General features: G+C 58.0%; 20 protein-coding genes. 12 read left to right on the top strand and 8 right to left on the bottom strand.

Annotated features, from left to right (window positions below):
- Positions 1 to 4 precede the first annotated feature (4 nt).
- The 3 genes from secF to yajC all read right to left on the bottom strand — a co-directional run bounded on the left by secF (position 5) and on the right by yajC (position 2940).
- On the bottom strand, positions 5 to 976 hold the full coding sequence (gene secF, locus WCX72_RS02475; protein WP_345970697.1) for a protein translocase subunit SecF: 972 nt from the start codon (positions 974 to 976) through the stop codon (positions 5 to 7).
- The gene (gene secD, locus WCX72_RS02470) at positions 976 to 2556 is read right to left on the bottom strand and encodes a protein translocase subunit SecD (RefSeq protein ID WP_345970696.1); all 1581 of its coding nucleotides are present in this window, start codon (positions 2554 to 2556) and stop codon (positions 976 to 978) included. The genes secF and secD overlap by 1 nt, the downstream gene beginning before the upstream one ends.
- Positions 2557 to 2673: 117 nt before the next feature.
- On the bottom strand, positions 2674 to 2940 hold the full coding sequence (yajC, locus tag WCX72_RS02465; RefSeq protein ID WP_345970695.1) for a preprotein translocase subunit YajC: 267 nt from the start codon (positions 2938 to 2940) through the stop codon (positions 2674 to 2676).
- 250 nt (positions 2941 to 3190) lie between these two features.
- On the opposite strand from yajC, the gene malQ reads away from it, so the two are divergent.
- The 9 genes from malQ to WCX72_RS02420 all read left to right on the top strand — a co-directional run bounded on the left by malQ (position 3191) and on the right by WCX72_RS02420 (position 11663).
- Positions 3191 to 4666, top strand: a complete 1476-nt coding sequence (gene malQ, locus WCX72_RS02460) for a 4-alpha-glucanotransferase (protein ID WP_345970694.1) — start codon at positions 3191 to 3193, stop codon at positions 4664 to 4666.
- Positions 4667 to 4720: 54 nt separating this feature from the next.
- Complete coding sequence (locus WCX72_RS02455; protein ID WP_345970693.1) at positions 4721 to 5926, top strand: apolipoprotein N-acyltransferase; 1206 nt, start codon at positions 4721 to 4723, stop codon at positions 5924 to 5926.
- On the top strand, positions 5923 to 6672 hold the full coding sequence (pgeF, locus tag WCX72_RS02450; RefSeq protein ID WP_345970692.1) for a peptidoglycan editing factor PgeF: 750 nt from the start codon (positions 5923 to 5925) through the stop codon (positions 6670 to 6672). The genes WCX72_RS02455 and pgeF overlap by 4 nt, the downstream gene beginning before the upstream one ends.
- A 19-nt stretch (positions 6673 to 6691) precedes the next feature.
- Entirely contained in the window at positions 6692 to 7300 is a 609-nt protein-coding gene (locus WCX72_RS02445; protein WP_345970691.1) for a tetratricopeptide repeat protein, read from the top strand.
- Positions 7297 to 8022, top strand: a complete 726-nt coding sequence (locus WCX72_RS02440; protein ID WP_345970690.1) for an NYN domain-containing protein — start codon at positions 7297 to 7299, stop codon at positions 8020 to 8022. The genes WCX72_RS02445 and WCX72_RS02440 overlap by 4 nt, the downstream gene beginning before the upstream one ends.
- Entirely contained in the window at positions 8019 to 8741 is a 723-nt protein-coding gene (locus WCX72_RS02435) for a Nif3-like dinuclear metal center hexameric protein (protein WP_345970689.1), read from the top strand. The genes WCX72_RS02440 and WCX72_RS02435 overlap by 4 nt, the downstream gene beginning before the upstream one ends.
- Positions 8742 to 8823: 82 nt before the next feature.
- On the top strand, positions 8824 to 9546 hold the full coding sequence (locus WCX72_RS02430) for a zinc ribbon domain-containing protein (protein ID WP_231020238.1): 723 nt from the start codon (positions 8824 to 8826) through the stop codon (positions 9544 to 9546).
- A gap of 30 nt (positions 9547 to 9576) precedes the next feature.
- Entirely contained in the window at positions 9577 to 10758 is a 1182-nt protein-coding gene (gene waaA / locus WCX72_RS02425) for a lipid IV(A) 3-deoxy-D-manno-octulosonic acid transferase (RefSeq protein ID WP_345970688.1), read from the top strand.
- Complete coding sequence (locus WCX72_RS02420; RefSeq protein ID WP_345970687.1) at positions 10755 to 11663, top strand: RNA pseudouridine synthase; 909 nt, start codon at positions 10755 to 10757, stop codon at positions 11661 to 11663. The genes waaA and WCX72_RS02420 overlap by 4 nt, the downstream gene beginning before the upstream one ends.
- Positions 11664 to 11708: 45 nt before the next feature.
- Here the strand turns inward: WCX72_RS02420 and WCX72_RS02415 are convergent, their stop codons facing one another.
- The 5 genes from WCX72_RS02415 to WCX72_RS02395 all read right to left on the bottom strand — a co-directional run bounded on the left by WCX72_RS02415 (position 11709) and on the right by WCX72_RS02395 (position 21696).
- Positions 11709 to 12899, bottom strand: coding sequence for an OmpA family protein (locus tag WCX72_RS02415; protein WP_345970686.1), 1191 nt, complete (start codon positions 12897 to 12899; stop codon positions 11709 to 11711).
- Positions 12900 to 12954: 55 nt separating this feature from the next.
- Positions 12955 to 14982 carry an Ig-like domain-containing protein gene (locus tag WCX72_RS02410; RefSeq protein WP_345970685.1) on the bottom strand — a complete coding sequence of 676 codons (2028 nt, stop codon included), beginning with the start codon at positions 14980 to 14982 and terminating at the stop codon, positions 12955 to 12957.
- Positions 14983 to 15414: 432 nt separating this feature from the next.
- Positions 15415 to 16650: an OmpA family protein gene (locus WCX72_RS02405; RefSeq protein ID WP_345970684.1), complete on the bottom strand. Its 1236-nt coding sequence runs from the start codon at positions 16648 to 16650 to the stop codon at positions 15415 to 15417.
- Positions 16651 to 16707: 57 nt separating this feature from the next.
- Positions 16708 to 19365, bottom strand: a complete 2658-nt coding sequence (locus WCX72_RS02400) for an Ig-like domain-containing protein (protein ID WP_345970683.1) — start codon at positions 19363 to 19365, stop codon at positions 16708 to 16710.
- A gap of 306 nt (positions 19366 to 19671) precedes the next feature.
- The gene (locus WCX72_RS02395) at positions 19672 to 21696 is read right to left on the bottom strand and encodes a hypothetical protein (RefSeq protein WP_345970682.1); all 2025 of its coding nucleotides are present in this window, start codon (positions 21694 to 21696) and stop codon (positions 19672 to 19674) included.
- 718 nt (positions 21697 to 22414) lie between these two features.
- Here WCX72_RS02395 and ffh point away from each other — a divergent pair.
- The 3 genes from ffh to rpsP all read left to right on the top strand — a co-directional run bounded on the left by ffh (position 22415) and on the right by rpsP (position 24952).
- On the top strand, positions 22415 to 23761 hold the full coding sequence (ffh, locus tag WCX72_RS02390; RefSeq protein WP_345970680.1) for a signal recognition particle protein: 1347 nt from the start codon (positions 22415 to 22417) through the stop codon (positions 23759 to 23761).
- Between the two features lie 120 nt (positions 23762 to 23881).
- Complete coding sequence (locus WCX72_RS02385; protein WP_345970679.1) at positions 23882 to 24433, top strand: CARDB domain-containing protein; 552 nt, start codon at positions 23882 to 23884, stop codon at positions 24431 to 24433.
- 297 nt (positions 24434 to 24730) lie between these two features.
- Positions 24731 to 24952, top strand: coding sequence for a 30S ribosomal protein S16 (gene rpsP, locus WCX72_RS02380; protein WP_345970678.1), 222 nt, complete (start codon positions 24731 to 24733; stop codon positions 24950 to 24952).
- Position 24953 lies beyond the last annotated feature (1 nt).

The following is a 24953-nucleotide window of genomic DNA, read 5'->3' as shown; positions in this document are numbered from 1 at the left end:
CTAATTAAACGGTCCCTTGTTCGTACATGGCGCGCATCTTCTCTTTTTCGGCGCGGCGCTTGGCCGCATCGGCCAGTTTCGTACGGTAGTTGGCGACATTGAAGCCGAACCACATGAGAATCGGCGAGGCGACAAAGATGGAGGAGTAGGTCCCCACGATGATGCCCACCAGCAGCGTAAAGGCGAAGGCGTGGATGATCTCCCCGCCGAACATGAAGAGCGTCAGGACGACGAAGAAGGTCGTCAATGACGTCAGCGTCGTACGCGACAGGGTCTTCGTGACCGACTCGTTGATGACGTCGGCGAGCTCGATGCTCTTGGATGCCGTCACCCCTTCGCGGATGCGGTCGAAGACGATGATCGTGTCGTTGAGCGAGTAGCCCAGCAGGGTCAGCAGCGCCGCCAGGACGTCGAGGTTGACGTCGATCGCGAAGAGCGAGATCGCCCCCAATGCGATGGAGACGTCGTGGATCAGGGCCGCGATGGAGGCGACGGCAAAGCGCCACTCGAACCGTACCGCGACATAGATCAGAATCCCCAGGATCGCCAGCAGCATCGCCATGACGCCCTTTTCGCGCAGTTCGCCCCCGACTTTCGGCCCGACGATGTCGACCCGGCGGACTTCGAAGCTGCCCGTGCCCTTGAGGGCTTCGCGGGTGACGTCGCCCATATCGGACTGGACGTCTTTGCTGGAGGTTTTGAGGCGGATGATGATCTCTTCGGGCGAACCGAACTCGGTAATCTGCGCCCCCTCGTAGAGCGGGTTGGTGGCCAGCGTGTCGCGGACCGTGTCAATCGGCGCGGCCCCTTCGTATTTCACCTGGACGATCGTACCGCCGGCGAAGTCGATGCCGTAGTTGAGCCCCTTGGCGGCCAAAATCCCCCAGGAGACAAGGACCAGTACGATGGAGATCGCGATGGCGATCTTCGACTTGCCCATAAAGTTGATGGTTTTCGTCTGTCTGAAAAATTCCATTATGCAGCCGCCTTCTTTTTACTGACGCCGAACCAGAGGCTGACGTTCTTGCTCTTGGCAATGCGCGTTTCAAGCATTTCGTAGATGCCGTGGGTGCCGAGGATCGCCGTCAGCATGGAGGCGAGGATACCGATGCTGATCGTGATCGCGAAGCCCTTGATGGCCCCCGTCCCGTAGACGTAGAGGACGATGGCCGCAATCAGGGTCGTGATGTTCGCGTCGAGGATGGCGCGCATCGCGTTGGCGTACCCCTCTTCGATCGCCTTGTGGATGGAGACGCCCTGGTAGAGCAGCTCGCGGATCCGTTCGGAGATGATGACGTTGGCGTCCACCGCCATACCGACGGTCAGGACGATCCCCGCCATCCCCGGCAGGGTCAGCGTCGCGCCGAACATCGCCATCACCGCGATGATGAGGAAGAGGTTCGCTACCAATGCGATGTTCGCGACGATCCCCGCCATCTTGTAATAGACGATCATGAAGACGAAGACGAGGACGAAACCGCCGATCAGCGCGATCAGGCTCGCCTGGATGCTGTCGGCACCGAGGCTCGGGCCGACGGAGCGTTTCTCCAGCATGAAAATCGGGGCCAGCAGCGCGCCGGAGCGCAGCGCGATCGCGAGGTCCTGCGCCTGCTCGACCGTATAGTTCCCGCTGATCTGGCCGTGGCCGCCGCCGATACGCTCGTTGATGACCGGGGCGGAGTAGACCTGGCCGTCGAGGACGATGGCCAGGTGGTTGCCGACGTTCTTACCGGTGAAGTCGCCGAAGATCTGCGCGCCTTCGGAGTTGAGCGAGAAGTTGATGACGGGCTGGTTGTTCTGGTTGAACGCCACCTGGGCGTCTGTGAGCATGGAGCCGTCGAGAATCGGGATCTCGCGGACAAGGTACTTGCCGCCCGCCTTTTCCGCATCGGGGAGGACAACGTCGCCGAAGCGCGCCGCCTCCGCAGGCGTCATCGTGTAAGCGCGCATCTTGCGCTCTTCATCCACGGCCATCAGCTCGAGCTTCGCGGCGCGGGAGATCAGCTCGCGTGCACGCTGCTCCTCTTCGGCACTCTTGATCCCCGGCAGTTCGACGAGGATGTTGTCGACGCCCTGGCGCGCAACCGTCGGCTCGGCAAGACCGAACTGGTCGAGGCGGTTGCGGATCGTCTCGATCGCCTGGTCGACCGCCTGCTTCTGGGTTTTCAGCACCGCTTCGGGCGTCAGGGAGACGTGATAGTTCTCGCCGTCGTGGACGACTTTGCCCCCCTCGATCCCGGCGAGCATCTTGTCCATCGCCGGCGCGTCGTCGCTGTCGAGCAGCGTGAAACGGACCGATTCGTCGTCGGCGGTGAGGCCGTCGATCAGCACCTCTTCGCGCTCGCTGAAGTGGTTGATCCCCGAAGCGATCGCCTTGAGGCGGGAGCTTACCGCCTCTTCGGTCTTGACGCCGAGCAGCATATGCAGACCGCCCTGCAGGTCGAGCCCGAGGGTGATCTTCGTACCTTTATCCGTCTGCAGCAGCGACGGGATGGAGAAGACCACCCCGAAAAGGATCGCTGCGGCGAAGACGATTACTCTAAAGTTCAGTTTCATTTACATCCTCTCAAAAAGCTACCGGACGCGTGTGTACACCAGGAGCGCTTCCGTTCTGGCACACACCGGTAACGCGGTCTCCGGGCAGAAATGCCGGGACCTATACGAACAGGCGGGTTACGCCTCGTCCTCGTATTTGCGCGCGACGGCGTCCCTGGTCAGTTTGACGGTCACGTTATCGGCCAGTGTCACGGTGAAAAAAGTCTCTTCCACTTTCTTGACTTCGGCGATCAGGCCGCCGGAAGTGACGATCTTGTCCCCTTTTTTCAGGTTCTCGACCATCTCTTTGTGCTTCTTCGCCTGCTGCTGCTGCGGGCGGATGATGATGAAGTACATGATCGCAATCAAAAAGATAAAGGGCAGTAACTGTCCGATGATTTCCATTGGGTGTATCCTTACGTATGCGGGGTCGTGCCCCAAAATTCGTGCCATTATACTAAAGGGCACCTCTAAAACCCCTGTACGGTCTCAGCGCCGCAGAGAAAGTCATCATCAAGGCTTCGCTTCGCAGCTGGGCACCAAGAGTGCTGTACGACGCAGCCGTATTACACGATCGGTCATTTGCCGCACGTTTCAGGAGTTCGTATCTGCTATAATCCGCAGTAAAGAACATCCACGATTCAAGGACCCGCTTATGATGCCGCGCGCCGCCGGACTCCTGCTCCACCCCACCTCCCTGCCAGGCCCCTACGGCATCGGCACCCTTGGCAGTATCGCCCGCCGCTGGGTCGACCGGCTCGGCACTGCGGGAGTGGGCTACTGGCAGATCCTGCCGCTGGGCCCGACGGGCTTCGGGCACTCTCCCTACCAGTGCTACTCTGCCTTCGCCGGCAACGCCCTGCTGATCGACCCGGACCTCCTTGTCGACGCGGGGTTCCTGAAGGCGGACGAACGCCCGCCCCGCTCGGCAGAGGGTTCCGCCGTCGATTTCGATACTGTCATCGCGCGCCAAACGGCGATGCTGGAAAGCGCCCACGCCCGCTTCCGCCCGACGAAGGCATTCGACGCCTTCTGTGCCGATCATGCCGCCTGGCTGGACGACTACGCGCTTTTCATGGCGCTGAAAACCTATTTCAACGAACGGGTCTGGAACGACTGGCCCGAAAACATCCGCCTGCGCGAGCCGGAGACCCTGGCCTACTACGCGAAACTTCTCAAAGACGAAACCGTTTACCACCGTTTCGTGCAGTTCTGCTTTTACGAGCAGTGGGAAGCACTGCGGGAGTATGCGAACGACAAGGGTGTGAAGATCATCGGCGACCTGCCCATTTACGTCGCCATGAACAGCGCCGACGTCTGGGCACACCCCGAGTACTTTCAGCTCGATGCCGCCCTGCAGCCCACGGCAGTCGCAGGGGTGCCGCCGGACTACTTCAGCGAAACCGGCCAGCGCTGGGGCAACCCGCTCTTTGACTGGGCGCGGATGGAGCAGGAGGGATATGCGTGGTGGATTGCACGCCTGAAGGGGTCGCTGGAGCTTTTCGACTGGGTGCGCATCGACCATTTCCGCGGGTTCGAGTCCTACTGGTCCGTTCCCGCCGACGAAGAGACGGCGATCAACGGCGAGTGGATCACCGGACCGGGGGGCAAACTCTTCGATGCGTTCCGCAGCGCCCTCGGCCGCGATCTGCCCATCATCGCCGAGGACCTCGGCATCATCACCCCCGAGGTGGAGGCGCTGCGCGACGACTACGGACTGCCGGGGATGAAGATCCTGCAGTTCGCCTTCGGCAGCGACGCCGGCAACCCCTACCTGCCCCACAACCACATCCAAAACTGCGTCGTCTACACGGGCACCCACGACAACGACACGACCAACGGCTGGTTCTACGCCGCGCCGCCGGAAGAGGCCGAGCGCGCCCATACGATGCGCTACCTCCACTGCCCCTGGGAGGCGTTTCACGAAAGCCTCAACCGTACGGTGCTCGCCAGTACGGCCAACCTCGCGGTGCTGCCGCTGCAGGACCTGCTGGGGCTGGGATCGGATGCGCGCATGAACACCCCGGGCACGAGTGAGGGGAACTGGCGCTGGCGCGTGACGCCGCAGCAGCTCGAAGAGGCCCCGTGGGAAGGGCTGAAAAGCATGATCGAACTTTACGGAAGGGCCTGACATATGCTTTTTGGCACCGGACAAAGCACGCTTTTCAAAACGACCCGGAGGCAGATGCCCTTTATGACATCGCTGGCCGTCGCCTTTGCGATCGCCTTTGCATTCTCGGCCTTTATCTATGTCGACTACTTCGCCCTGCCCCACATCGCCGCCGTCGAGACTCTCCTGGCCCTCTTTTCTTATTACGGGCTCCTGGCCGCCCCCCGCCGCACCGTGCTGCAGGCGGGATTTCTTATCGGCATCTTCTGGTTCTACTGGATCGGCTTCAGTTTCCGCTACTACGGCATGCCCTGGGCGATGCCGCTGATGACCCTGCTTTTCGGGGTCGTCTACCTCCTCTATTTCGGCGTCCTCGCCCTAAGTGAACAACCGTTAATACGTGCCTTTCTGCTCTTCGGGCTCACCTTCGTCGCCCCGATGGGCTTCAACTGGATGGTCCCGGAACTGCCGCTCCTGCACAGCTATCTCGGCGTCGAAAAATGGCAGTTCGCCCTGGTGCTCGCCGGCCTTGCCGCCGTGGCCGCCTTCCGCTCGCCGCTGCGGTTCGGTGCGCTGCTGTTTGTCGCCTTCGCCTACGCGCCGGCCTGTACGCCGCCTCCTCCCCCACCGCTGAAGATCAAGCTGGCCGCCACCGCCGTTCCCCAGGAGCTCAAATGGGAGAAAGCGTACCAGGTACCGACCATCCTCGGCAACTTTGCGCGCATCGATGACGCCGCCGCGGAGGGCTATGACCTCATCATCCTCCCCGAATCGGTCTTCCCCCTCTTTCTCAACAAGGCCCCGGAGCTGATTGAGGAACTCAAAGCGCGTTCGGAAAAAATCGCTATTGTGACGGGGGCCCTGCTCTTTGAGGACGGCAATAACTACAACGTCACGTACTTCTTCCATAAGGGGCAGATGCAGGTCGCCAAGAAGATGGTCCTCGTGCCTTTCGGCGAATACATCCCCCTGCCCAAATGGATGGGCGGATGGGTCAACGAAGTCGTCTTCGACGGCGCCTCCGACTACCTCGCCGCCGACCACCCCACCGACTTCCTGATCGGCGGCACCCTCTTCCGAAACGCCGTCTGCTACGAAGCGACCACGGAAGCGCTCTTTACGGGGGACCCGAACTACATGATCGCCATCAGCAACAACGCCTGGTTCACCCCCTCGATCGAACCGACGCTGCAGCGGCTGCTGATGACCTACTACGCGAGACGCCACCACACCCGCATCTTCCACTGCGCCAATGCCGCGGGGACGGGGGTCATAGAGTGATCACATCAAAACTCCTCGCCGAAGCTGAAGGTCTTTCGCACGGTTTTACCAACCGCGTCGGGGGAGAGAGCACCGCGCCTTATGCGTCGTTCAACCTCGCCTACCACGTCGGGGACGACGCCACCGTCGTCGATGCCAACCACGCCCTACTGGCCCAACGGCTCGGGTATGCCCCTGAACGTCTCGTCCATATGCGCCAGATCCACTCGGACCGCATTGTCCGCTGCACCCCGGAGATGCGCTTTCATAGCCGGCCGGAGTGCGACGCGCTGATGACCGACCTCGTGGGCCAGCCGCTGATGGTCATGGTCGCCGACTGTACCCCCGTGCTCCTTTATGATCCGCGCCGCCGCGCCGTCGCCGCCGTGCATGCCGGCCGTGCCGGGGCGCTCAAAAACATCGTCGGCAAAACCGTGGCCGCGATGCACGACGCCTACGGCAGCGACCCCGCCGACCTGCTGGCCGTGCTGGGCCCCTCTATAGGGAACTGCTGCTACGAAATCGGGCCGGAGGTCGCTCAAGAGGTCCAGGCGGCCGGCTGCGAAGGGGCCCTCTCCCTCCGGGACGGCCGCACCTACCTGGACGTCAACGCCATTCTCGTAAAGCAGCTCGAAGCCGCGGGCCTTACGGCCGGGCATATCGACCTTCCCGGCAGCTGTACCGCCTGCCGCACCGACCGCTTTTTCTCCTACCGGGCCGAAGGCGGCACGACGGGGCGACAGGCGGGTATCATTATGTTAAAATAGTATTCAAAAAGGCTACTGCTTGACCCTCTTCCAGATTATCCTCTTCGCCGCTTCCGCCTTTTTCGCCTGGCAGATCTTCAAATTTGTCCAATCTCTCGGTGACGGGGAGACGAAACTCCCCTCCCACAGCGACGCACCGCCCCCGTCCGAACCGGAGCGCCCCGCCTATCCGGGCACCCAGGAGATCGATACCCTCATCGACAAGGCCGACAGCGCCTACGGTGACGGCAATCTCGCCGAAGCGCGGGTCTACCTGGAGCGGGCCGAAAAACAGGATCCGGACAGTCCGGAGGTCCTCAACAAGCTCGGCTTTATCCTCTTTAAAGAGGGGGCCCACGAGGAGGCCCTGCAGAAATACAACCGCTCCCTCACGCTGGACCCGGGCGACGACCTGACCCACAATGCCGTCGCGGGCGTGCTGCGGAAATTGGGGCGGCTGGATGAGGCGCAGGAGCACTACAAAAGCGCCGTCGACATCGATGACGCTTTCGAAGAGACCTACTACAACTACGGACGGCTTCTCATTGAAAAAGGGGACATGGAAGGGGCGCGCATGATGTTTGAAAAAGCGCTGGAACTGCGTCCGGGCTACCCCGATGCGGCCGAAGCCCTGGAGCGCTTGAAGTGAACCAGCAGCGCCTCGCCGTCCTCATCGACGCGGACAACTCCCAGCCCTCCATTATCGAAGGGCTCCTCGACGAGATCGCCCAGTACGGCATCGCCAGCGTCAAACGCATCTACGGGGACTGGACTTCAACGCAGCTCAAGGGGTGGAAACCCCACCTGCTCGAGCACGGCATCCAGCCTATCCAGCAGTTCGGCTACACAACGGGCAAGAACGCGACCGACAGCGCAATGATCATCGACGCGATGGACCTGCTCTATACGGGGAATTTCGAAGGCTTCTGCATCGTCTCCAGCGACAGCGACTTCACCCGCCTGGCCAGCCGCATCCGCGAAAGCGGCGTCAGCGTCTACGGCTTCGGCGAACGCAAAACGCCCAAGCCCTTCCTCAGCGCCTGCGACAAGTTCATCTATACCGAGAACCTGCGCAGGGACGTTATCGCCAAAGAGAGCGTCGACGTGACGAAGGAGAAAAAGCTCCTGGAGCTCCTGCGCGACGCCGTCGACGATGCCGCCGACGACTCCGGGTGGGCCAACCTCGGGATGGTCGGGCAGCTCGTCGCCAACAAGCTCCCCGACTTCGACCCCCGAAGCTACGGTTTCAAAAAGCTCGGCGAACTGATCCGCGCCACGGAGGCATTCGACTTCAAAGACGAAGACCCCCTCACCAATACGCGCGGCCTCTTTATCCGCAACAAACATAAAAAAAGGAGATACCGCGCATGAAGCTGGGAGCCATTTACGACGCCCTCGACGTCCTCTCCCCCTTCGAGCTGCAGGAGAAGTGGGACAACTCCGGCCTCATCGTCGGCGACCCGGCGCAGGAGATCACGACGATCGTGCTGAGCATCGACGTCGACGAGGCGCTACTGGAGGAGCTTGAAGAGGGGGCCCTCCTCATCACCCACCATCCACTGATCTTCGGCGGGCTCGACGCCCTCGATTTCACGCAGTACCCGGCAAAGCTGCTGCAGACGATGGTCAAAAAGAACATCGCCAATATCGCCATGCACACCAACTTCGACCAGACCCATCTCAACCGCTGGGTCGCGCAGGAGGTCCTGGGAGAGAGTGCGATCGACCAGGAGGGGTTCGTCGCCTGCTTCGACGTCGATAGCGATTTCGAGACCTTCGCCCGCGACGTCGCCGAACGCTTCGGACTGGCGCAGCTCAAAACCGTCCGGTGCCACGAGCGCCTGAAGCGCGTCGCCCTGGTGACAGGTTCCGGCGCCTCTCTGATGCGAGGCCTCAACGCCGACTGCCTGCTCACCGGCGACATCAAGTATCACGACGCCATGGAGGCCAAAGCCCTCGGGCTCTCCATGATCGACATCGGCCACTTTGAAAGCGAACGCTTTTTCCCCGAGGTCCTGGCCCCGCATTTGAAAAATTTCGGATTAACGGTTATAATTTCGTCATCGAAAAACCCGTTCACATATTATTGATCGTAGTAGCCCCCGACGGCAACGGGTAGCGGCATTGCAAACAATGCTGTTTCAAACTTTCCCACGGATAAAGGAATCTTCTGTGAACAAGCACCTCAAACAACTGATCGACCTTTCCAAGATCGACAAAGAGATCGACGCTTTCGACCCGCAGATCGAGGCAGCCAACCATAAATACGAATCGGCCCTTGTCAAAAAAGAGGGCCTCGAGAGCAACATCGAAGGCCTCGAAAACGAGATCAAGGACGAGCAGCTCAAGCACAAGAAGAACGAGCTCCACCTCGCCGAACTCTCCCAGAAGCTCGAGGAGAACCGCAAAAAAAGCGCGGAGATCAAGACCGAGAAGGAGATGAAATCCCTTCAGCTCGAAGAGGAGATCGCCAAGGAGCAGATCAGCTTCGCCAATGAAGAGATCGAACGCCTCGACCGCATCATCGAGAGCAAGACCGAGCGCGTGAACGAGCTGAAAGCCCAGATGGACGAGCTTGACGCCAACCTCGGCAGCGTCAAAGAGGAGGTCGATGCGAAACTCGCGGAGATCGACGGCGAGCGCCAGCAGGTCTTTGCCCGCAAGCAGGAGCTCGTTTCCCAGATGAACCAAAAGGGCCTCTCCTTCTACCAGAAGATCCGCCGCTGGGCGAAAAACACCACAGCCGTACCGGTACGCAACCAGGCGTGCATGGGCTGTTTCATGGTCATCAGCGACAAGGTCTACGCCGACGTCATCAAGGGTGAAGAGATCACAACCTGTCCGCACTGCGGGCGTATCCTCTACCTCGAAGAGGAAGCAACTGCCGAAGCGTAAGCTTCGCACCCCCCTTTGCACGGCACTGTCATGAAGCCGTTTTCACTCATCTATTTCCTGCTCAGCGTCCTGCTCTACGTCGCCGCGATTCCGCTGCTGCTGCTTTTCAGCCTCCGCTCGAAATACCGCGAATCCCTCCCGGCCCGCTTTTTTCTCAAAGGCAACCCGCCGTTTACGCCGGGCGGGATCTGGTTTCATGCCTGCTCCGTCGGCGAGACCCGCGCCCTGAAGCCGCTGCTGGGTCCCCTTTCGCCGGAGGAGGTGCGCATCAGTACCATCACGCAAACAGGCCAGGACGTTGCCAAGGGGTACGGCAGTGAGCACCGCTATCTGCCCTATGAGCTCTTCATGCCCTTCTGGGTCAAACCCCAGCGCGCGCTTGTCGTGCTCGAGGCGGAATTTTGGTACCTTCTCTTTGCCGTTGCCCGCGCCAGGGGGGCGAAGGTCGTGCTGCTCAATGCCCGCCTCTCCGAACGCAGCTTCCCCAGATATCTGAAGCTGCGCTGGTTCTACCGGCGGCTTTTTGCGCGGGTCGACAAGATCTTCTGCCAGAGTGACGCCGACAAGGCCCGTTTTGAGCAGCTCGGCGCTTCCAATATCGAGGTGATCGGCAATATCAAGCTGGCGCAGAGCGTCACCGCCACGAAGCGCTACCCTAAGCCCGAAGGCGAAACGATCGTCGCCGCCAGTACCCATGAGGGGGAAGAGGCCATGATCCTCGAGGCTTTTCGCGCCCGCCACGCCGAACACCCCGACAGCCGCCTGCTGGTCGTCCCCCGCCACCCCGAGCGTTTTGACGCCGTCTGGGAGCTGCTGCACGGCCAGTGCGACGGCGAACGCATCGCCCGGTGGAGCACGGACGGCGGCATCGACGCGCTGGGGGAGCATCCCGTCGTCCTCGTCGACGCCATGGGCGAGCTCAACAACCTCTACGCCATCAGCGACATCGCCGTGCTCGGCGGTGCCTTCAACGCGGATGTCGGAGGCCACAACCCCCTGGAACCGGCCCATTTCGGCTGCCGGACCCTCACAGGGACGCACTTTTTCAATCAGCGCGAACTGATGCGCTACGTCGACAACATCGCCGTCGTCGAGAACGATGCGCTCACCGAAGCGCTCCTGCACGCCGAAGGGCTCCGTCCCGCATCGATCAACGGCAGCGTCGATCTCCAACCTTTTTTTGACTACCTCACCAAGGAGAGCGCCTCATGAAAAAATCACCGAACGACTACCGCGGACAGAGCAAAAAACTCGAAGCCAAGAACAAGATCAAGTCCAAGGCCTTCGCCAAAAAAGACGCCGGCCGCAAAAAGCCGGCAGCGCAAAGAGCCAAAACCGCGGAGTCCGAAGAGAGCCGCTATGTGCAGACCCGCTCCAGCGGCCCCTCAGACAAAGCCTACAAACTGCTGGCGGCCCAGGAGGGGATCTCCAACGCCAAAGCCAAGGAGCTGATCGACCGCGGGCTTGTCTACGTGGGCAACCAGAAGGTTATGATCGCCCGGGGCGAACTGCCGCTGAAGACCGAGTTCAGAGTCCAGAAAGTCGAGCGTATCCGCCCTATTTTCGAAAACGACGATCTCATCGTCGTCGACAAACCCGCCTTCCTCAACGCCGATGAAGTGGAGCGCCAGTTCAAAGGGACCCGCCTGCTCCACCGCCTCGACCGAGAAACGAGCGGGGTGCTGATGCTGGTCAAGAACGACGCCTTCCGCGAGAAGGCGATCGAGGCCTTCAGGAAAGACGAGGTCTATAAAGAGTACGTGGCATGGGTCGAAGGGGTCGTGACCGAAGAGGCCGTTATGGATGAGCCGATTCTGACGGAGAAACGCCATGGCAAGGCCCACTCCAAAATTTCCAAAAAGGGCAAACCGGCCGTCACGGAGATCTACCCGATGGAAGTATCGGGCAAAAAAAGCAAGCTCAAGCTCATCATCCACCACGGCCGGACCCACCAGATCCGCGTCCACCTGCGCGCCTTCGGGCACCCGATTGTCGGGGATGAGCAGTACGGCGGACGCCGCAGCCAGCGGGTGATGCTGCATGCGAAAAAAGTCGAGCTGCTCGGCATGACCTTCGAAGCTCCGGAACCGAAGCTCTTCATCCACTTCTCCGCCTAACCCCTCCTTCGCACGCCAAGGCCGCACGCGGAAACGGCGGGAAGCCTACAGCTCTTTTTTGGGAGCGGCGTAGACCTCGATCTCGACGCGGCGGTTCGCCGTACGCCCCTCGTCGGTCGCGTTCGTCGCCACCGGCTGGCTTTCACCCATCGCACGGGTTTCGATCATTCTCGGCGAAATACCGAGGGTAACGAGCTTGCTTCTAACGGCATTGGCACGGCGCTGCGAGAGTTTCATATTGTACACTTCCGTCCCGACGCTGTCCGTATGGCCGACGACGACCAGGCGGTCATTTTTCTGCAGCCTTCCGGAAAGCTGTTTCAGCGCGGCATCGCCCTGCGGCTTCACAATAGACTTGTCGAAATCGAAGAGGGTATCCGATGCCAGGACCACACGTTCGGTCGGTTTTTTGATGATAACAGGCTTGGGCACCTCTTTGATAACCTCGACCTTCTTGACGACTTCCACCTCTTTGACGACCTCTTTTTCCAGGACCGTGCCCTCGCCGGGGACCGGGACCTCTTTGACCACGACGATCTTTTCGGGTTCCGGCTCGGGGATGCCGAATCGGTAGACGACCCCCAGGGAGTAGAGGTTCACATCGTAATCGGACCTGGACCCGGCTTCGGCGAGGTGGTACGCTTCCCATTCGGCGCGTACGCCGAGGGCGGGTGTGAAATCGTACTGCACCCCGGCGCCGAGCTTGTAGCCGACATCCCATTCGGTCACGTGCATGTCTTTGGGAGCGCCGTTGACCAGCAGGATACCCCCGCTGTAGGTGTAGTTCTTGCTCATCCCCGCGTACAGCACCCCGATACGGGCAAAGACGGTGAGGGCGTCAAAGAGCGGGAGGTGGGCGAGCCCGTCCATGTTGATCCCCTGTCCCGAGAGCTTGCCTTTATAGACCTCTCCGGTATTGGTGACATCCTTGAACGAGAGTTCGCCTAGGTTGAAATACCCCCCTTCAACGGCAAAGTACTGATTGAAGAGGTAACCGCCGAACGCTTTGACGCCGAACACTTCCTCGTCTGCCGTTGCATTTGCCACATAACAGGTCGGGTCCCCCTGGCACACCTCTTTTTCGGTTGTGGAGATGGAGACCGAACCGGTCGCATATCCGAGATTTACCCCGAGGTAAGGCCCGGGCATCGCGATACGTTCGACCGCCTGCCCCTGCACCGCCGCCGCGACGAGAGCCGCCGCGACGAGAGCCGCCGTCGCGGCTATCCGTTTCATATTCATTTCTTTCCTTCCGTTCCGGGGCGCGTACCCCGCTATTTTTCAGAACGCTTTAGTTCCCGTATATCAGACTCATCATGGTCACGTCCGCCTTGCCGATACTCGCTCCCAGCAGTCCCGTGACCGAGTCAAGCAGCGGTGACAGCAGCGGCAGCAGAATCGACAGCAGCGGGTCGAGCAGACTTCCAAGCAGCCCACTCACATCAATCGGGATACCCAGCAGATTAATCGTCAATTCCAGATTGCTTACCAGCGTATTGAGCAGTGCGCTTGTCGTCGATCCTGTCGGCGCATAGACACTCTGCATCTGCTGCATATCGACCGGCAGGAAGTTGATTCCGCCGCTGTCAGCCACGCCCGATGCATAGGCCTTAACGGTGATCTTCACCAGCCCCAGCAGATTGACGAGATCCGCGCTGCCGACATCCTCAGGCGAAATCGGCTGCTGCGAGAAGAACTGGTCTTCGGGGATCGTACCGATCACAAGTGTGGCCAATCCGTTGCGAACATTCATGGCGATCTCATCGTTGTTCAGGACCGTCAGGTTAGCCTCTGACGAGCCAAGCTCAAGGTAAAGCGGCAGGTTGATAAGGTCGGCACTCACCGCCCCTTCTCCGTCCAGCTGCGTATTCAATGCACCGAGAAGATCCCCCAGGATGCCCCCGACTTTGAGGTTAAGCTGCAGACGGGTCGATGCGGAGTGGATCGTATCCCCCTCTTTCATCACGGCGATCGCCGGCGGTGTAATGACCTGGAGTTTCAGGCCGCTGCTTTCATCCGTCAGAAGCGGCAGGGAGAGCGGTACCTCTATCGGGGCGTTCAGTACCGGCGCAAGCGCCTGGTTGATGCCGCCCAACAGTGACTGAACGCTCAGCTGCGCCGCGGAGAGGCCCGTCATCGACAGCACATCGTTCACCTGCATCGGCAGCGTATCGACCGGGAACTGGAGCAGACTGCCCACGCTGATCGGCGTATCGCTGAGACCGGAGGCGTTGACCTCTTCCCTCAGATCAATCACGAGCTGATGTGCCTCGGCCGCATCAAGCCCTTCCAGCTCATCGGCAATGACCCTCAGCATCGCGTCGAGCGTCACGTTGCTGTCGACCAGGTCTTCGACCGTTGATGCGGACACGACATCGACAAGGTCCGAGACCAGTTTGGGGAAGCCGAGGCTGACGCCGGCCAGTCCCCCGGAACCCAGGAGGTCTACCGACGCCTGCGTCCCCAGTAAACCGCCGAGTACGCTGCCGAGTACCTCGGAATTATTCGTGTCAACCGCTACCGGAGTCGCCGCCATGGAGAAGACGGCCGCCTGGACCACCTTCATCGGCCCTGTCGTAAAGCTGTTCACGCTGTCATATTCAAGCTGCAGTCCGGTGAGAGACGTCACCGGCTGCTTGATCGTAAAGGTATACGTCGCGTTGTAATCGAGCGGGACCGACGGGGTGAAGGTCATGAGGTGATCATCGCCGACGTCGCTGTAATTGATCGTCCCGTTGACAAAGCTACCGTTGCTCTCTCGCAGATAGACGTTGGTACTGTTCAGTGTCGCCGTATTGACCGCTTCGTTGAAATTCCCCAGGATATGTACGCCGATGGAGACGTTGGTGTCGCCGTCATTGGGCAGGACCGTGACCTGCAGATATTTCAGCGTGCCCGTGCGAAAGTGGATAATATTGTCCGCCGCGAGGAGGTAGCCGTCACTCGCTTTGACGCCCCTTGTGATATACACGGTGTAATTCGAATCCATCACCAGATCCGCATTGGACGTCAAGGTAAAGAGCTTGGTATCCGTGCCGTAGAATTTGATCGTTGAGGAGACTTTGGTACCGTTCTCATCCAGCAGGTAGAAAGTCGAATCGTTCACGGTCGATACATTCATCTCTTTGTTGAATTTCGCCGTGATCAGCTTGTTGATCGGCACATTGACCGCTCCTTCGGACGGATCAACCGCCACCTGCAGTTCACCGCCGTTGACATTGTCGTCAAACGCGCTATCGCGTCCGCACCCAGCCAGAATCAACACCATTGCCATGCCAAGGATGCCGGTCAGCCCCCACTTATACTTAGACGTCTTCACCTATTACTCCTTTTGATTCATCGAAAACGCCGTACCGCCTGACCGACAGCGTTCACCTCTTCACGCGAGAGAAGGTGACACTTTTCCCCTCCATCCCACTGACATCTCATTTCTAACGAAATGAATCATATCTTCATGATACTTAATATAAATCAAAAAATACGATTTTTCATTTTTTTATGTGTGTTTATCAAAAAATTATCAAAAACATATTCTGTATTTATAAAACTTTATGCAAAAAAGTCATGTTTTATCATCAAATATCGAAAATATGCTTTGCAGCAGTGTCTGAAGCGGGCATACCTAATCACGCAGCATGCTGATTGTAAGAAACTGGATAGAGAGCGATGATGTATTGTCGTTAGAAGGGTCGGAGAGTTCTAGGGATGAAGGAGGCTCCGGGGAGCTCCTTCACTGAGTGTAGAAGTGTCGTTACTTCGTTTCCCCTGCGGGGAGGGTAACTTCATCTGCCGGCGGTGTGATCTCTTCCCCCGGCTCTTTCGGTGCAGCGATGATGTCGATTTCAACGCGGCGGTTCTGCGCGCGCCCCTCGTCGGTCGCATTGGTCGCGACGGGATCGCTCTCCCCTTTGGCCTTCGTTTCGATACGGTCGGCGCCGATGCCGTTGATGACGAGTTCGTTCTTGACCGCGTCGGCACGGCGCTGTGACAGTTTGAGGTTGTACAGCTCGGAACCGATGCTGTCCGTATGACCCGTCACGATCAGCTTGTCATCTTTTTGCAGTTTCAGCACGAGGTCTCTGATCGCGGCTTTACCTTCCGGTTTGACTGTCGCCTTGTTGAAGTCGAAGAGCGCATCCGTCGCCAGGACGACGCGTTCGACCGGCTTCCGGATAATGACCGGTTCGGACGGGACCTCTTTGACGACCTCTTTCTCGACGACTTTTTCGACGACAACAGGTTCGGCCGGTACCGGGACCTCTTTGACCACGACGACTTTTTCCGGCTCCGGCGGCGGGACAGGTGCGTTCGGATCTTCACCGAAGCGGTAGACGACACCGACGGACCAGAGGCTCATATCGAGACCGGAATTGGAAGCGTCCTCCTCCATGTGGTACCCTTCCCATTCGCCGCGGACACCGAGGCGGGGTGTGAAGTCATACTGCACGCCCAAGCCGACTTTCAGGCCCGCACCCCACTGGCTGGGACTCATGTCTTTCGCGACGCCATTGACATAGAGCGTGCCGCCACTGTAGGAGTAGTCTTTGCTGACTTCGGCATACATCACACCGAGGCGTGCAAAGGCGGTCAGCTGGGACAGGATCGGAAGGTGTCCGACCACGTCGGCATTGAGCCCCTGCGTCTTCGCGGTACCTTTATAGGTCTCCCCCGTACTCGTATCGTGTTTGAACGAAAGCTCGCCGAGGTTGAAATAGCCCCCTTCAATGGCGAAGAAGTCGTTAAAGAGGTAACCTCCGAACAGCTTCAGTCCGAAAGCGTTCTCGTCAATGGTGGAGTTGATCACGGTACAGGCCGGATCGCCGTTACACGCTTCCTCGGCCGTATCGGTCTCATTTACCCGGCCGGTCGCGTAACCGACATTGCCCCCGATATAGAACCCCGGGAAGGCAATGCGTTTCGCCGGGAAATCAGCATACGCCGCAGTGGTGAGCAAAAGCGCTGCCGCTGCCAATGAATATCTTCTCATTATTATTATCCTTCTTTTCACGGGGCATGGCCCCGTTTTCATTCTCTATTCTATCTGTTACGGCTGCTCGATATAGTGCTCGATCAGGCTGAGCATCGTGACATCGGCCTGACCGCTATACGCTCCGAGCGCGCCACTCAGCATATTCAGGATCGGCGACAACGCCGGTGCAAGCGTGTTCACAAGCAGATCGCTCAACGCCCCTGCAAGCGCGCTGACATCAAGCAACGGAAGGCCAAGCAGTGTCACCTGCAGCTCAAGGTTGCTTGTCAATGTTCCCAGCAATGAGCCTGTCGTATCTCCCAACGGTGCGAAGGCACTCTCCATCTGCGGTACATTGATCGGCAAGAAGTGCATCGTCGTATTGTTCGAATCCCCGACAGCATACGCCTTGGCAGTCACGGTTGCAAGCCCAAGCAGATTGATAAGGTCTACCGGTGCGAAACTGTCAGCCGTCAATGGCTGATCGGAGAAGAACTGGTCATCCGGAATCGTCCCGAGGTAGATTGAGGCAAGCCCGTTCTGTACCGCCATCGCGACATCGTCAACAGAAAGCGTAGTCAAGTTGCCTTCAGCGGCACCCAGCACGATATACAGCGGGATATTGAGGATCGCATCTGTGCCGAGCCCAAGCAGCGACAACAGGTCTGTAAGCGCCGAACCGGTCAGTGTAAGCTTCAGCTGAATTCTTGCCTGGGAAGCGCGGATCGTATCCCCCGGAACCATCAGCGCAATTGTCGGCGGACTCACCAGCTGCGCACGAAGCGTGCTGTTACCGTCAGTCAATCCCGGAATGGAGAGTGGAATCTCGATAACACTTTGTGTAATCGGAGCCAGTGCAGCATTAACCGAACTCAACACAGAGACCACATTCGCCTCTGCCGCCGAAATACCATCCATGGCCAGAACATCTGTCACATTCGCAGGGAGAACACTATCAGGGAACTGCAACAGGTCCCCGATAGCTACCGGCTGATCAAGGCCCTGGTCAGCCACAGCCTGCGCAATTTGATCCACAGCATCTTTACCCGGTCCTGCCGGCATCTGATCGGAAATAATCTGCAGCAGTGTCGTCAGACTGACGTTACTGTCCACGAGCTCCTGTACCGTCGTCGAATTGGTTTCCCCGCTGAGTGCGGCCACCAGTCCCTCGTAGTTGATCGTCGCCGCAACCAGTCCCTGCACGCCATCGACGCCCAGGGAAATATTTGTCCCGAGCAGATTGCCCGTGACACCGTTGAGGGCCGATTCGTTTGTATCGGCTGCCACGGCAGTAGTGCCCATACTGAAGACGGCCGCATCGATGACGCGGATCAGGTTGCCGGTTGTGAATGTTGAGTTCACGTCGCTGGCAAGTGTGTCGCCGTTGACCGCCGCAACCCCCGTTGTCACCGTAAAGGTGTAGGTGTTGTACGCCGTCAGGTTCGCATCCGGGTTGAAGACGGCGATATAGTTGCCGCTGTCATAGCCGATCGTACCCGGCAGCAGGCCGCCGCCGCTATTTTCAAGATAGAAGGTCGCGGCATCAAGGGTCGTCTCGTTGACGTCCTCGTTAAAGTAGGCGACGATATCGTCACTGACCGGAACGCCTGTCGCGCCATCCATCGGGACGATGTAGACCTGCAGCTCAGTCTGGGTGCCCGTCGTGAAGGTCGATGTCTCATCCGTACCCAGCTGTTCGCCGTCGAGGGACGTCACGTCGTTTTCGACCATGAAGGTGTAATCGCTGTTCGGAACCAGCGTCGTACCCGGATCGAGGATAAAGGTTACGACCGTATTGCCGTTCGCATCCGTACCCGTATGCAGCGTACCCGGAACGTGGGTGCCGTTTTCATCCATCAGATAGATATTGCCCGAATTGAGCGTCGACAGATCCATCGGTTTGTTGAAGGTCGCAGTCACCATCGTGTTGATCGGCACACCTGTCGTACCGTCGGACGGCATAATCGTCACGGCCAGGCGCAGCCAGTTGCCCGTCACGAACATGGCCGTCTCGTCGGCGGCGAGCGTATGCCCGTTCGGTGCCGACACGGCCGTCGTCACGACGGTGGTGTACGTACTGAACGGCACCAGGTTGGAAGCGAGTTTCAAAATCAACGTCGTGTTATCGTCGGTATGGTCGATCTTCGTCACCGGTACTTTCACGCTGTTTCCATCGAGCAGATAGAAACTGTTGTTCGTAACCGTTGCGAGATCCACCGGCTCGTTAAACGTTGCGGTGATATTGGGATTGAGCGAGACATTGCTGTCGCCCTGCTGCGGATTGAGCGTGACGTTGAGTCCCAGACCCGTTCCGGTCGTGAACTGCGTGACGACATCGCCGCCCAGGCGGGAGTAGTCCGTCGCTCTGATACCGTTCGTAATGACGAACCGGTAGGTGGTGTTCGCCGTCAGATTGGCATCGGGCTTGAAGCGCAATACCTTGTTCAGATATGACCACGATCCCGGCACCATGCTGTTATTCGGGTCCAGCAGGTAAAACGTCGTCCCCTCGATCAACGTTGCCTGCTGGAGATCCTTATTAAACGTTCCCGTAATATCCGTATTGAGGAAAACGTCCGTTGCCCCATCGGCAGGCGAAACCGTTACCTCAAGACCACTACCTTTGACATTGTTGTCAAAGGCACTGTCCGCACCGCATCCCGCCAGCATGAACATCATCGCCATGCCGAGGAAGAGTGCCAACCCCTTCTTCGTTTGCAAAAACAATTGCATTTTACACTCCTTCGTTTTTGAAGCTTTTTATCTCGGTTAAGGCCGCTTCCCGCCACAATCCCCGCGACAGAATATCGCGGAAGAGTTCAATCAATAATATCACAGAAAGCTGAATCAAAACATAGTATTTATGATACAAATAACAGTAAAAAATAATTCAAAATAAATTATATGAAAACAAATGGAATTGTTGGAAAATTACTTGAAAATACACTGTTGGAATACTATATTTTGGGTGATAAAAGGTTAGAGGTTTTCAGTCTATCCTGTCCGCAGCCGGAGCTGCGAACGGATGGTAAGAGGTGCTTAGAGCGGGAGGGCAAGGCCCTGAGCGTTCAGCAGGCCAAGCAGCGTCTGCAGCAGTGCAGTCGGATCGGTTGTCAGGCCGCCGAGCAGGTCAGTAATCGCAGAGGCATCAGCTCCGCCGAGCAGGCTTGTCAGTGTTGTCAGCAGGTCGCCGAGGAGGTTGCCGCCGAGGCTGTTGAGCAGATCCGAGAGCGTACCGGTCAGTGAACCCAGCAGGTCCCCGCCGAGCAGGCCGAGCAGATCACCTGAAGATGCACCTGTCAGCGTGCTCAGGATGCTTGTAAGCGCACCGGTCGGATCACCGCTGCCCAGGATCGTACCGACCAGGCTGCTGAGTGCACCGAGGTCGGTCGGAGTCGCACCGTTCAGAAGCAGACCTGTCAGGTCACCCAGCGGCAGTGTCTGTGTCAGGTACGGCACGTTGGTCATCAGACCGCCGAGGATCGCATACCCGCCGAGCTTGTCGATCGTTGTGACAACAGGCATAACAACGCCGGCGTTGAGCAGGAAGGCTGTTCCTTCGGCATTCAGACCGTGTGCCACGGATTCCAGCAGTGCCAGCATGTTGACAGATGTCGTCAGGAGGCCGTTGATGCTTGTATCCATCGGATCGATACCGAACGGCAGGACTTCACCCGGCAGGGCAAGGATGTCGTTCAGCGAAAGTGCCGGCAGGTTCAGATCCGGCACGGCACCCAGTACTGTCGTCAGCACAGTAGATACCGGTGCAGGGATCGGCAGCGCATTAATGATATCCATCAGCTGGGCAACGCTCAGCTTCGTCGCCATCAGCTCATCGAGCGGAAGCGCGTTGAGGACCGGCAGTGTTTTCGCCGCAGCGATAATGTCATTGATCGTCGTGTCAGCACTGACCAGGCTCAGGAGCCCTGCAGGATCCAGCGGAAGCGCGCCGCCATCCAGCGGGAGCGCACCGAGCAGACTTGTCAGTGAACCGACCAGCAGGTTCGGATCCAGACAGGATGTCAGGTCGCCTGTCACCTGTGCAAGCAGGCCTTCGACCGTACCGAGCAGACCCGTTGTCGTTGTCAGCAGGGTTGCCGGCAGGCTGCCGAGTGTCGTACCGAGGAGCTCCTGCGGTGCCACGATAAGGTCGCCGAGGCTCAGCAGGTTCGTCAGCTGGGACGGATCAAGTGCGCCTGTCAGGTCTGCAAGGACGGATTGCGGGTCACCAGACAGTGTTCCGAGGATACCGAGGAGGTCTCCCGCGCTGAGCGGAGCGGCAAGGAGGTCAGAGAGTGTCGCGGTATCCGCCAGGCCAGTCAAACTCTGAACGGCACCGAGCAGGTCACCGAGCGGAAGGGCAACCGCAAGTGTTTTCAGGTTTTCTGCTGTCAGTGTTGCACCGCCCAGTACGCTGTTTGTCGCACAGTCGAGCGTTGCAACAACAGGCTCAAGCTGCGGGATACAGGCAGCGACATCGTAACCGACACCCATAACCGTGTCGTCCAGGAATGTAAGCGCATCGATCCCTGTCTCGGCGACACCGGCAGTCGTATCAACAAGCGTGCCAATGACTTGCGTCAGCAGGCTCGGTGCAACGCTCAGCAGGTCACCCAGCGGCAGTGTCTGCAGCAGTGTAGCAGGGTCCAGTGCATCTTTAAGAGATGCGACGATTGCCAGAACGTCCGGCGTACCGCCGACGAGTCCAATGATATCGAGGACATTGCTAAGAGAGACGCTTGTCTCCAGCATCGCGCCGACAGTGACACCCGTTGTTGTCAGCCCGAGTTCCACCATGGCATTGGCAACAGAGGCAACGTCGAGCGGAATGGAAGTAAGGATGCTGAGATCAGCCGCGCTCAGCACATTGGTCAGCGTGCCGGTCGCCGTACCAAGCACACACTCGAGCGTGCCGACAAGCGCCGTTGCCTGCTCAGCACCGACCACGGTACCCGATGTCGCCGTCGTTGTAGAGGATGATGAACCACATCCAGAGAGCAGAAGTGCCGCCCCCACGGCACTTGACATCATGATACCCCGAACGCCACTTAGTGATTGTTTCATTGTTTTTTCCTTATATATTGTGATAGAAATCTGTAATGCACAATAGCAGTCCATGCAGATCCCAGATTACGGATCAGTTCGACCCGCCCAAAACCGTATGGCGATGGAATGCCATCCCATACGGCTCGCCTCGGTCAACAAATAATGTAACACTCAGCGACATTCAGCCCTTACCGATGCCACCTCTTACCCTTTCCCAAATGAGTGCAATTGACTTAAAATCCTGACGCCAAATTGTTCTTTCGAGTTGCGGTAAGAAAATTATGCCATTCTCTAGGCGATGTTGCCCTACATATATTCAAAAATCCGTTATTCAACCCGTCACAGCTGTTACTTTTTTTCACATTTAAAGAAAAAAAAAGAATACTTAATAAAACTTTTTCTTATAAATGTTGTATTTTGGTTTTTTACGGTGTATAATATGCGCTCACTTCAATTTATTTCTAATAATTTTTTTTTATTAACTTTTACTGTTTGTACTTATTCATAAAAATATGGATATTAGAAATTTGTATTTATCCTTTTACAATGCCGGCAGGAGAGTCCGAGGCCATTTCAAGAGCTGCCATAGAGGACGGCCACAGACTGCTATATATGGTAAGCACACAGCGTATCAAACATCCTGCAAAGGGTGTTTCGCTATAATGCGCCTTCACTCATATCGCACCCATATATTATTGATTGAACAGCTTTGCGACGCAGAGCATAAGGAGCACCCGTGTTTGATACCCTGACGGATTCGTTTACGTCCGCCATTAAAAAGATCCGCTTCCATGACGATGAAAAGGCGCTGAAGAAAGCGCTTGCCGAACTGAAAAAAGCGCTGCTCAAAGCCGATGTCCATCACAAGGTTGTCAAAGAGCTTATCGACCGCGTCGAACTGGATACGAAGAAAGCCGGCATCGGCAAGGATCAGTTCCTTGACGCGATGCGCTTCACCCTGCACGACCTGCTGAAAACCGAAGGGCACCAGGGGTTTGTTTTTGCCGCCAATCCCCCCACCGTCATCCTGATGACCGGTCTTCAGGGTTCGGGAAAAACAACGACAACGGGGAAACTCGCCACCTACCTCAAAGAGCAGAAAAAGAAGAAGGTCCTGATCGTCGCGGCGGACCTGCAACGTATGGCCGCCGTCGAACAGCTCCGCCAGATTACGGAGCAGATCGGCGTCGACCTGTATGAAGACGAGGCCACCAAGAACCCGGTCGAGGTCGTCACGGCGGCCATGGCCAAAGCCAAGAGCAACCTGTACGACGTCGTGCTCGTCGACACCGCCGGGCGCCTGGCCATCGACGAAGAGCTGATGAGCGAGCTGGGGCAGGTCCGCGACGCCGCGAAGCCGAGCGAGATCTTCTACGTCGCCGACTCCATGACGGGCCAGGATGCCGTCCGCACCGCCCAGAGCTTCAAAGAGCAGATCGGGATCGACGGGGTCATCCTGAGCAAGTACGACGGTGACGCCAAAGGCGGCGTCGCGCTCGGCATCGCCTCTCAGGTTCAGGTGCCGCTGCGCTTTATCGGTGCCGGTGAGAAGATGGCGGACCTCGAAGTCTTCCTCCCCGACCGTATCGTCAACCGCCTGATGGGGCTGGGGGACATCGAAGGGCTGGCGGAGAAGGCCTCAAGCGTTATCGATGAGAAGCAGGCGAAAAAGCTGACCCAGAAGATCAAGAAGGGACAGTTCAACTTCAACGACTTCCTCGAGCAGATGGAGAGCATGAAAAAGCTCGGCTCCATGAAATCCCTGATGGGCATGATCCCGGGGATGGGGGACATGTCCAAGGCGCTCAAAGACTTCGACCTGGAGAACTCCCAGGAGCTCAAACAGATCAAGGCGCTGGTCAGCTCCATGACCCCCAAAGAGCGCGAAAACCCCGACCTGCTCAACAACAGCCGCAAGCAGCGCCTGGCCAAAGGGGCCGGGATGGACCAGATGGACGTCAACCGCATCCTCAAGCAGTTCAAAAACGCCGCGAAGATGGCCAAGAAATTCTCCGGCAAAAAAGGGATGCAGGATCTGCAGAACATGATGAGCCAGATGCAGGGCGGCAAGTTCCCGCGCTGATCCCCCCGCCGCTTCATTTGCATGCGGCTTCCCGCCTTCACCCTTTTTATCGATTGCTTCCATCGCAGCGAAACTGTTATAATGGTCACATCTTCGTGCATTATCCCACAAGGAGAGATCATGCGTATACGCCCTCTTTACCTCCCCCTGTTTCTCTTGCCGCTCGCCGCATTTGCCTTAGAGCCCCAGGTGCAGATACAGCGCCCCGCCGTCTCCACCAAGGTGCCCCAGAAAATCGTGCCCCCGTCCTCCTCTGCCCAGCAGCCTGTCGAAAAGCCGGACCTGACGGTGACCGGTATCACGGCTTATACCCAAAGGGGCGGTACCATACTGAGTCATGTCCGCAAGCTCTATGTCAATGAGCCCCTTGAACTGGACACCACCATCGAAAACGTCTTTGCCTATGACGGGCACAGCCGCAAAAAATTTAAGATCACAGTCCAATTCAGGTACGGCTACTCCGGCCCGGTGCACAAGGAGAAGACCATCTGGGTAACGAAAAACCTTGAACCCGGGGAGTCCCTTACGCAGCACATCATCTACGGCAGGGTCAAAGGTACGCCTGACGTGCTGTACGTCAAAGTCATTGCCGATGCGGGGCATGCCATCGCCGAGCGCAATGAAAACAACAATGCCGACGAAATAGAGATCAGGATAGAGCCGGGACCCTGAGAATGCACCGCCATCCAGTCGAGCGTACCCTTCGCCAAATGAAGCGGGGCCACCCCCGCCCTTGTGCAATCTAGAATTATTCGCTATAATCCCGCCATCGTTTTACGCTTATGAACAATACCTCTGTGACATTGGCGTATCGCATACCCGAACGGTTTGCACGGAACGTCTCCGATAAGACGGTTAGAGGCCGCGGTATCCATGCTAGAGTGACTCCTTCATCGTTCCGCTGCACTGCCCTCTTTTTCCGACCTTCCCGAAAACCATTCATTTTATTATTTATCGAAGGAACGAACAATGACAACAATCCGTCTTACCCGTATGGGACGCAAAAAACAGCCTTTCTACCGCGTTGCGGTTACTGATTCCCGCAAACGCCGTGACGGCGGCTGGATCGAACTGATCGGCTGGTACAACCCGATGACCAAAGAACAGAAGATCGACGAAGAGCGTCTGAACTACTGGATCAGCGTCGGCGCCACGATGAGCGACCGCGTCAAAAAGATCACCGGCAAATAAT

It is taken from the genome of Thiomicrolovo immobilis, from assembly GCF_039645955.1.
Taxonomy (GTDB): Bacteria; Campylobacterota; Campylobacteria; order Campylobacterales; family Sulfurimonadaceae; genus Thiomicrolovo; species Thiomicrolovo diazotrophicus.
Note: the sequence above shows the minus strand (reverse complement) of the source record. Positions and strands in the feature narration are given on the sequence as shown.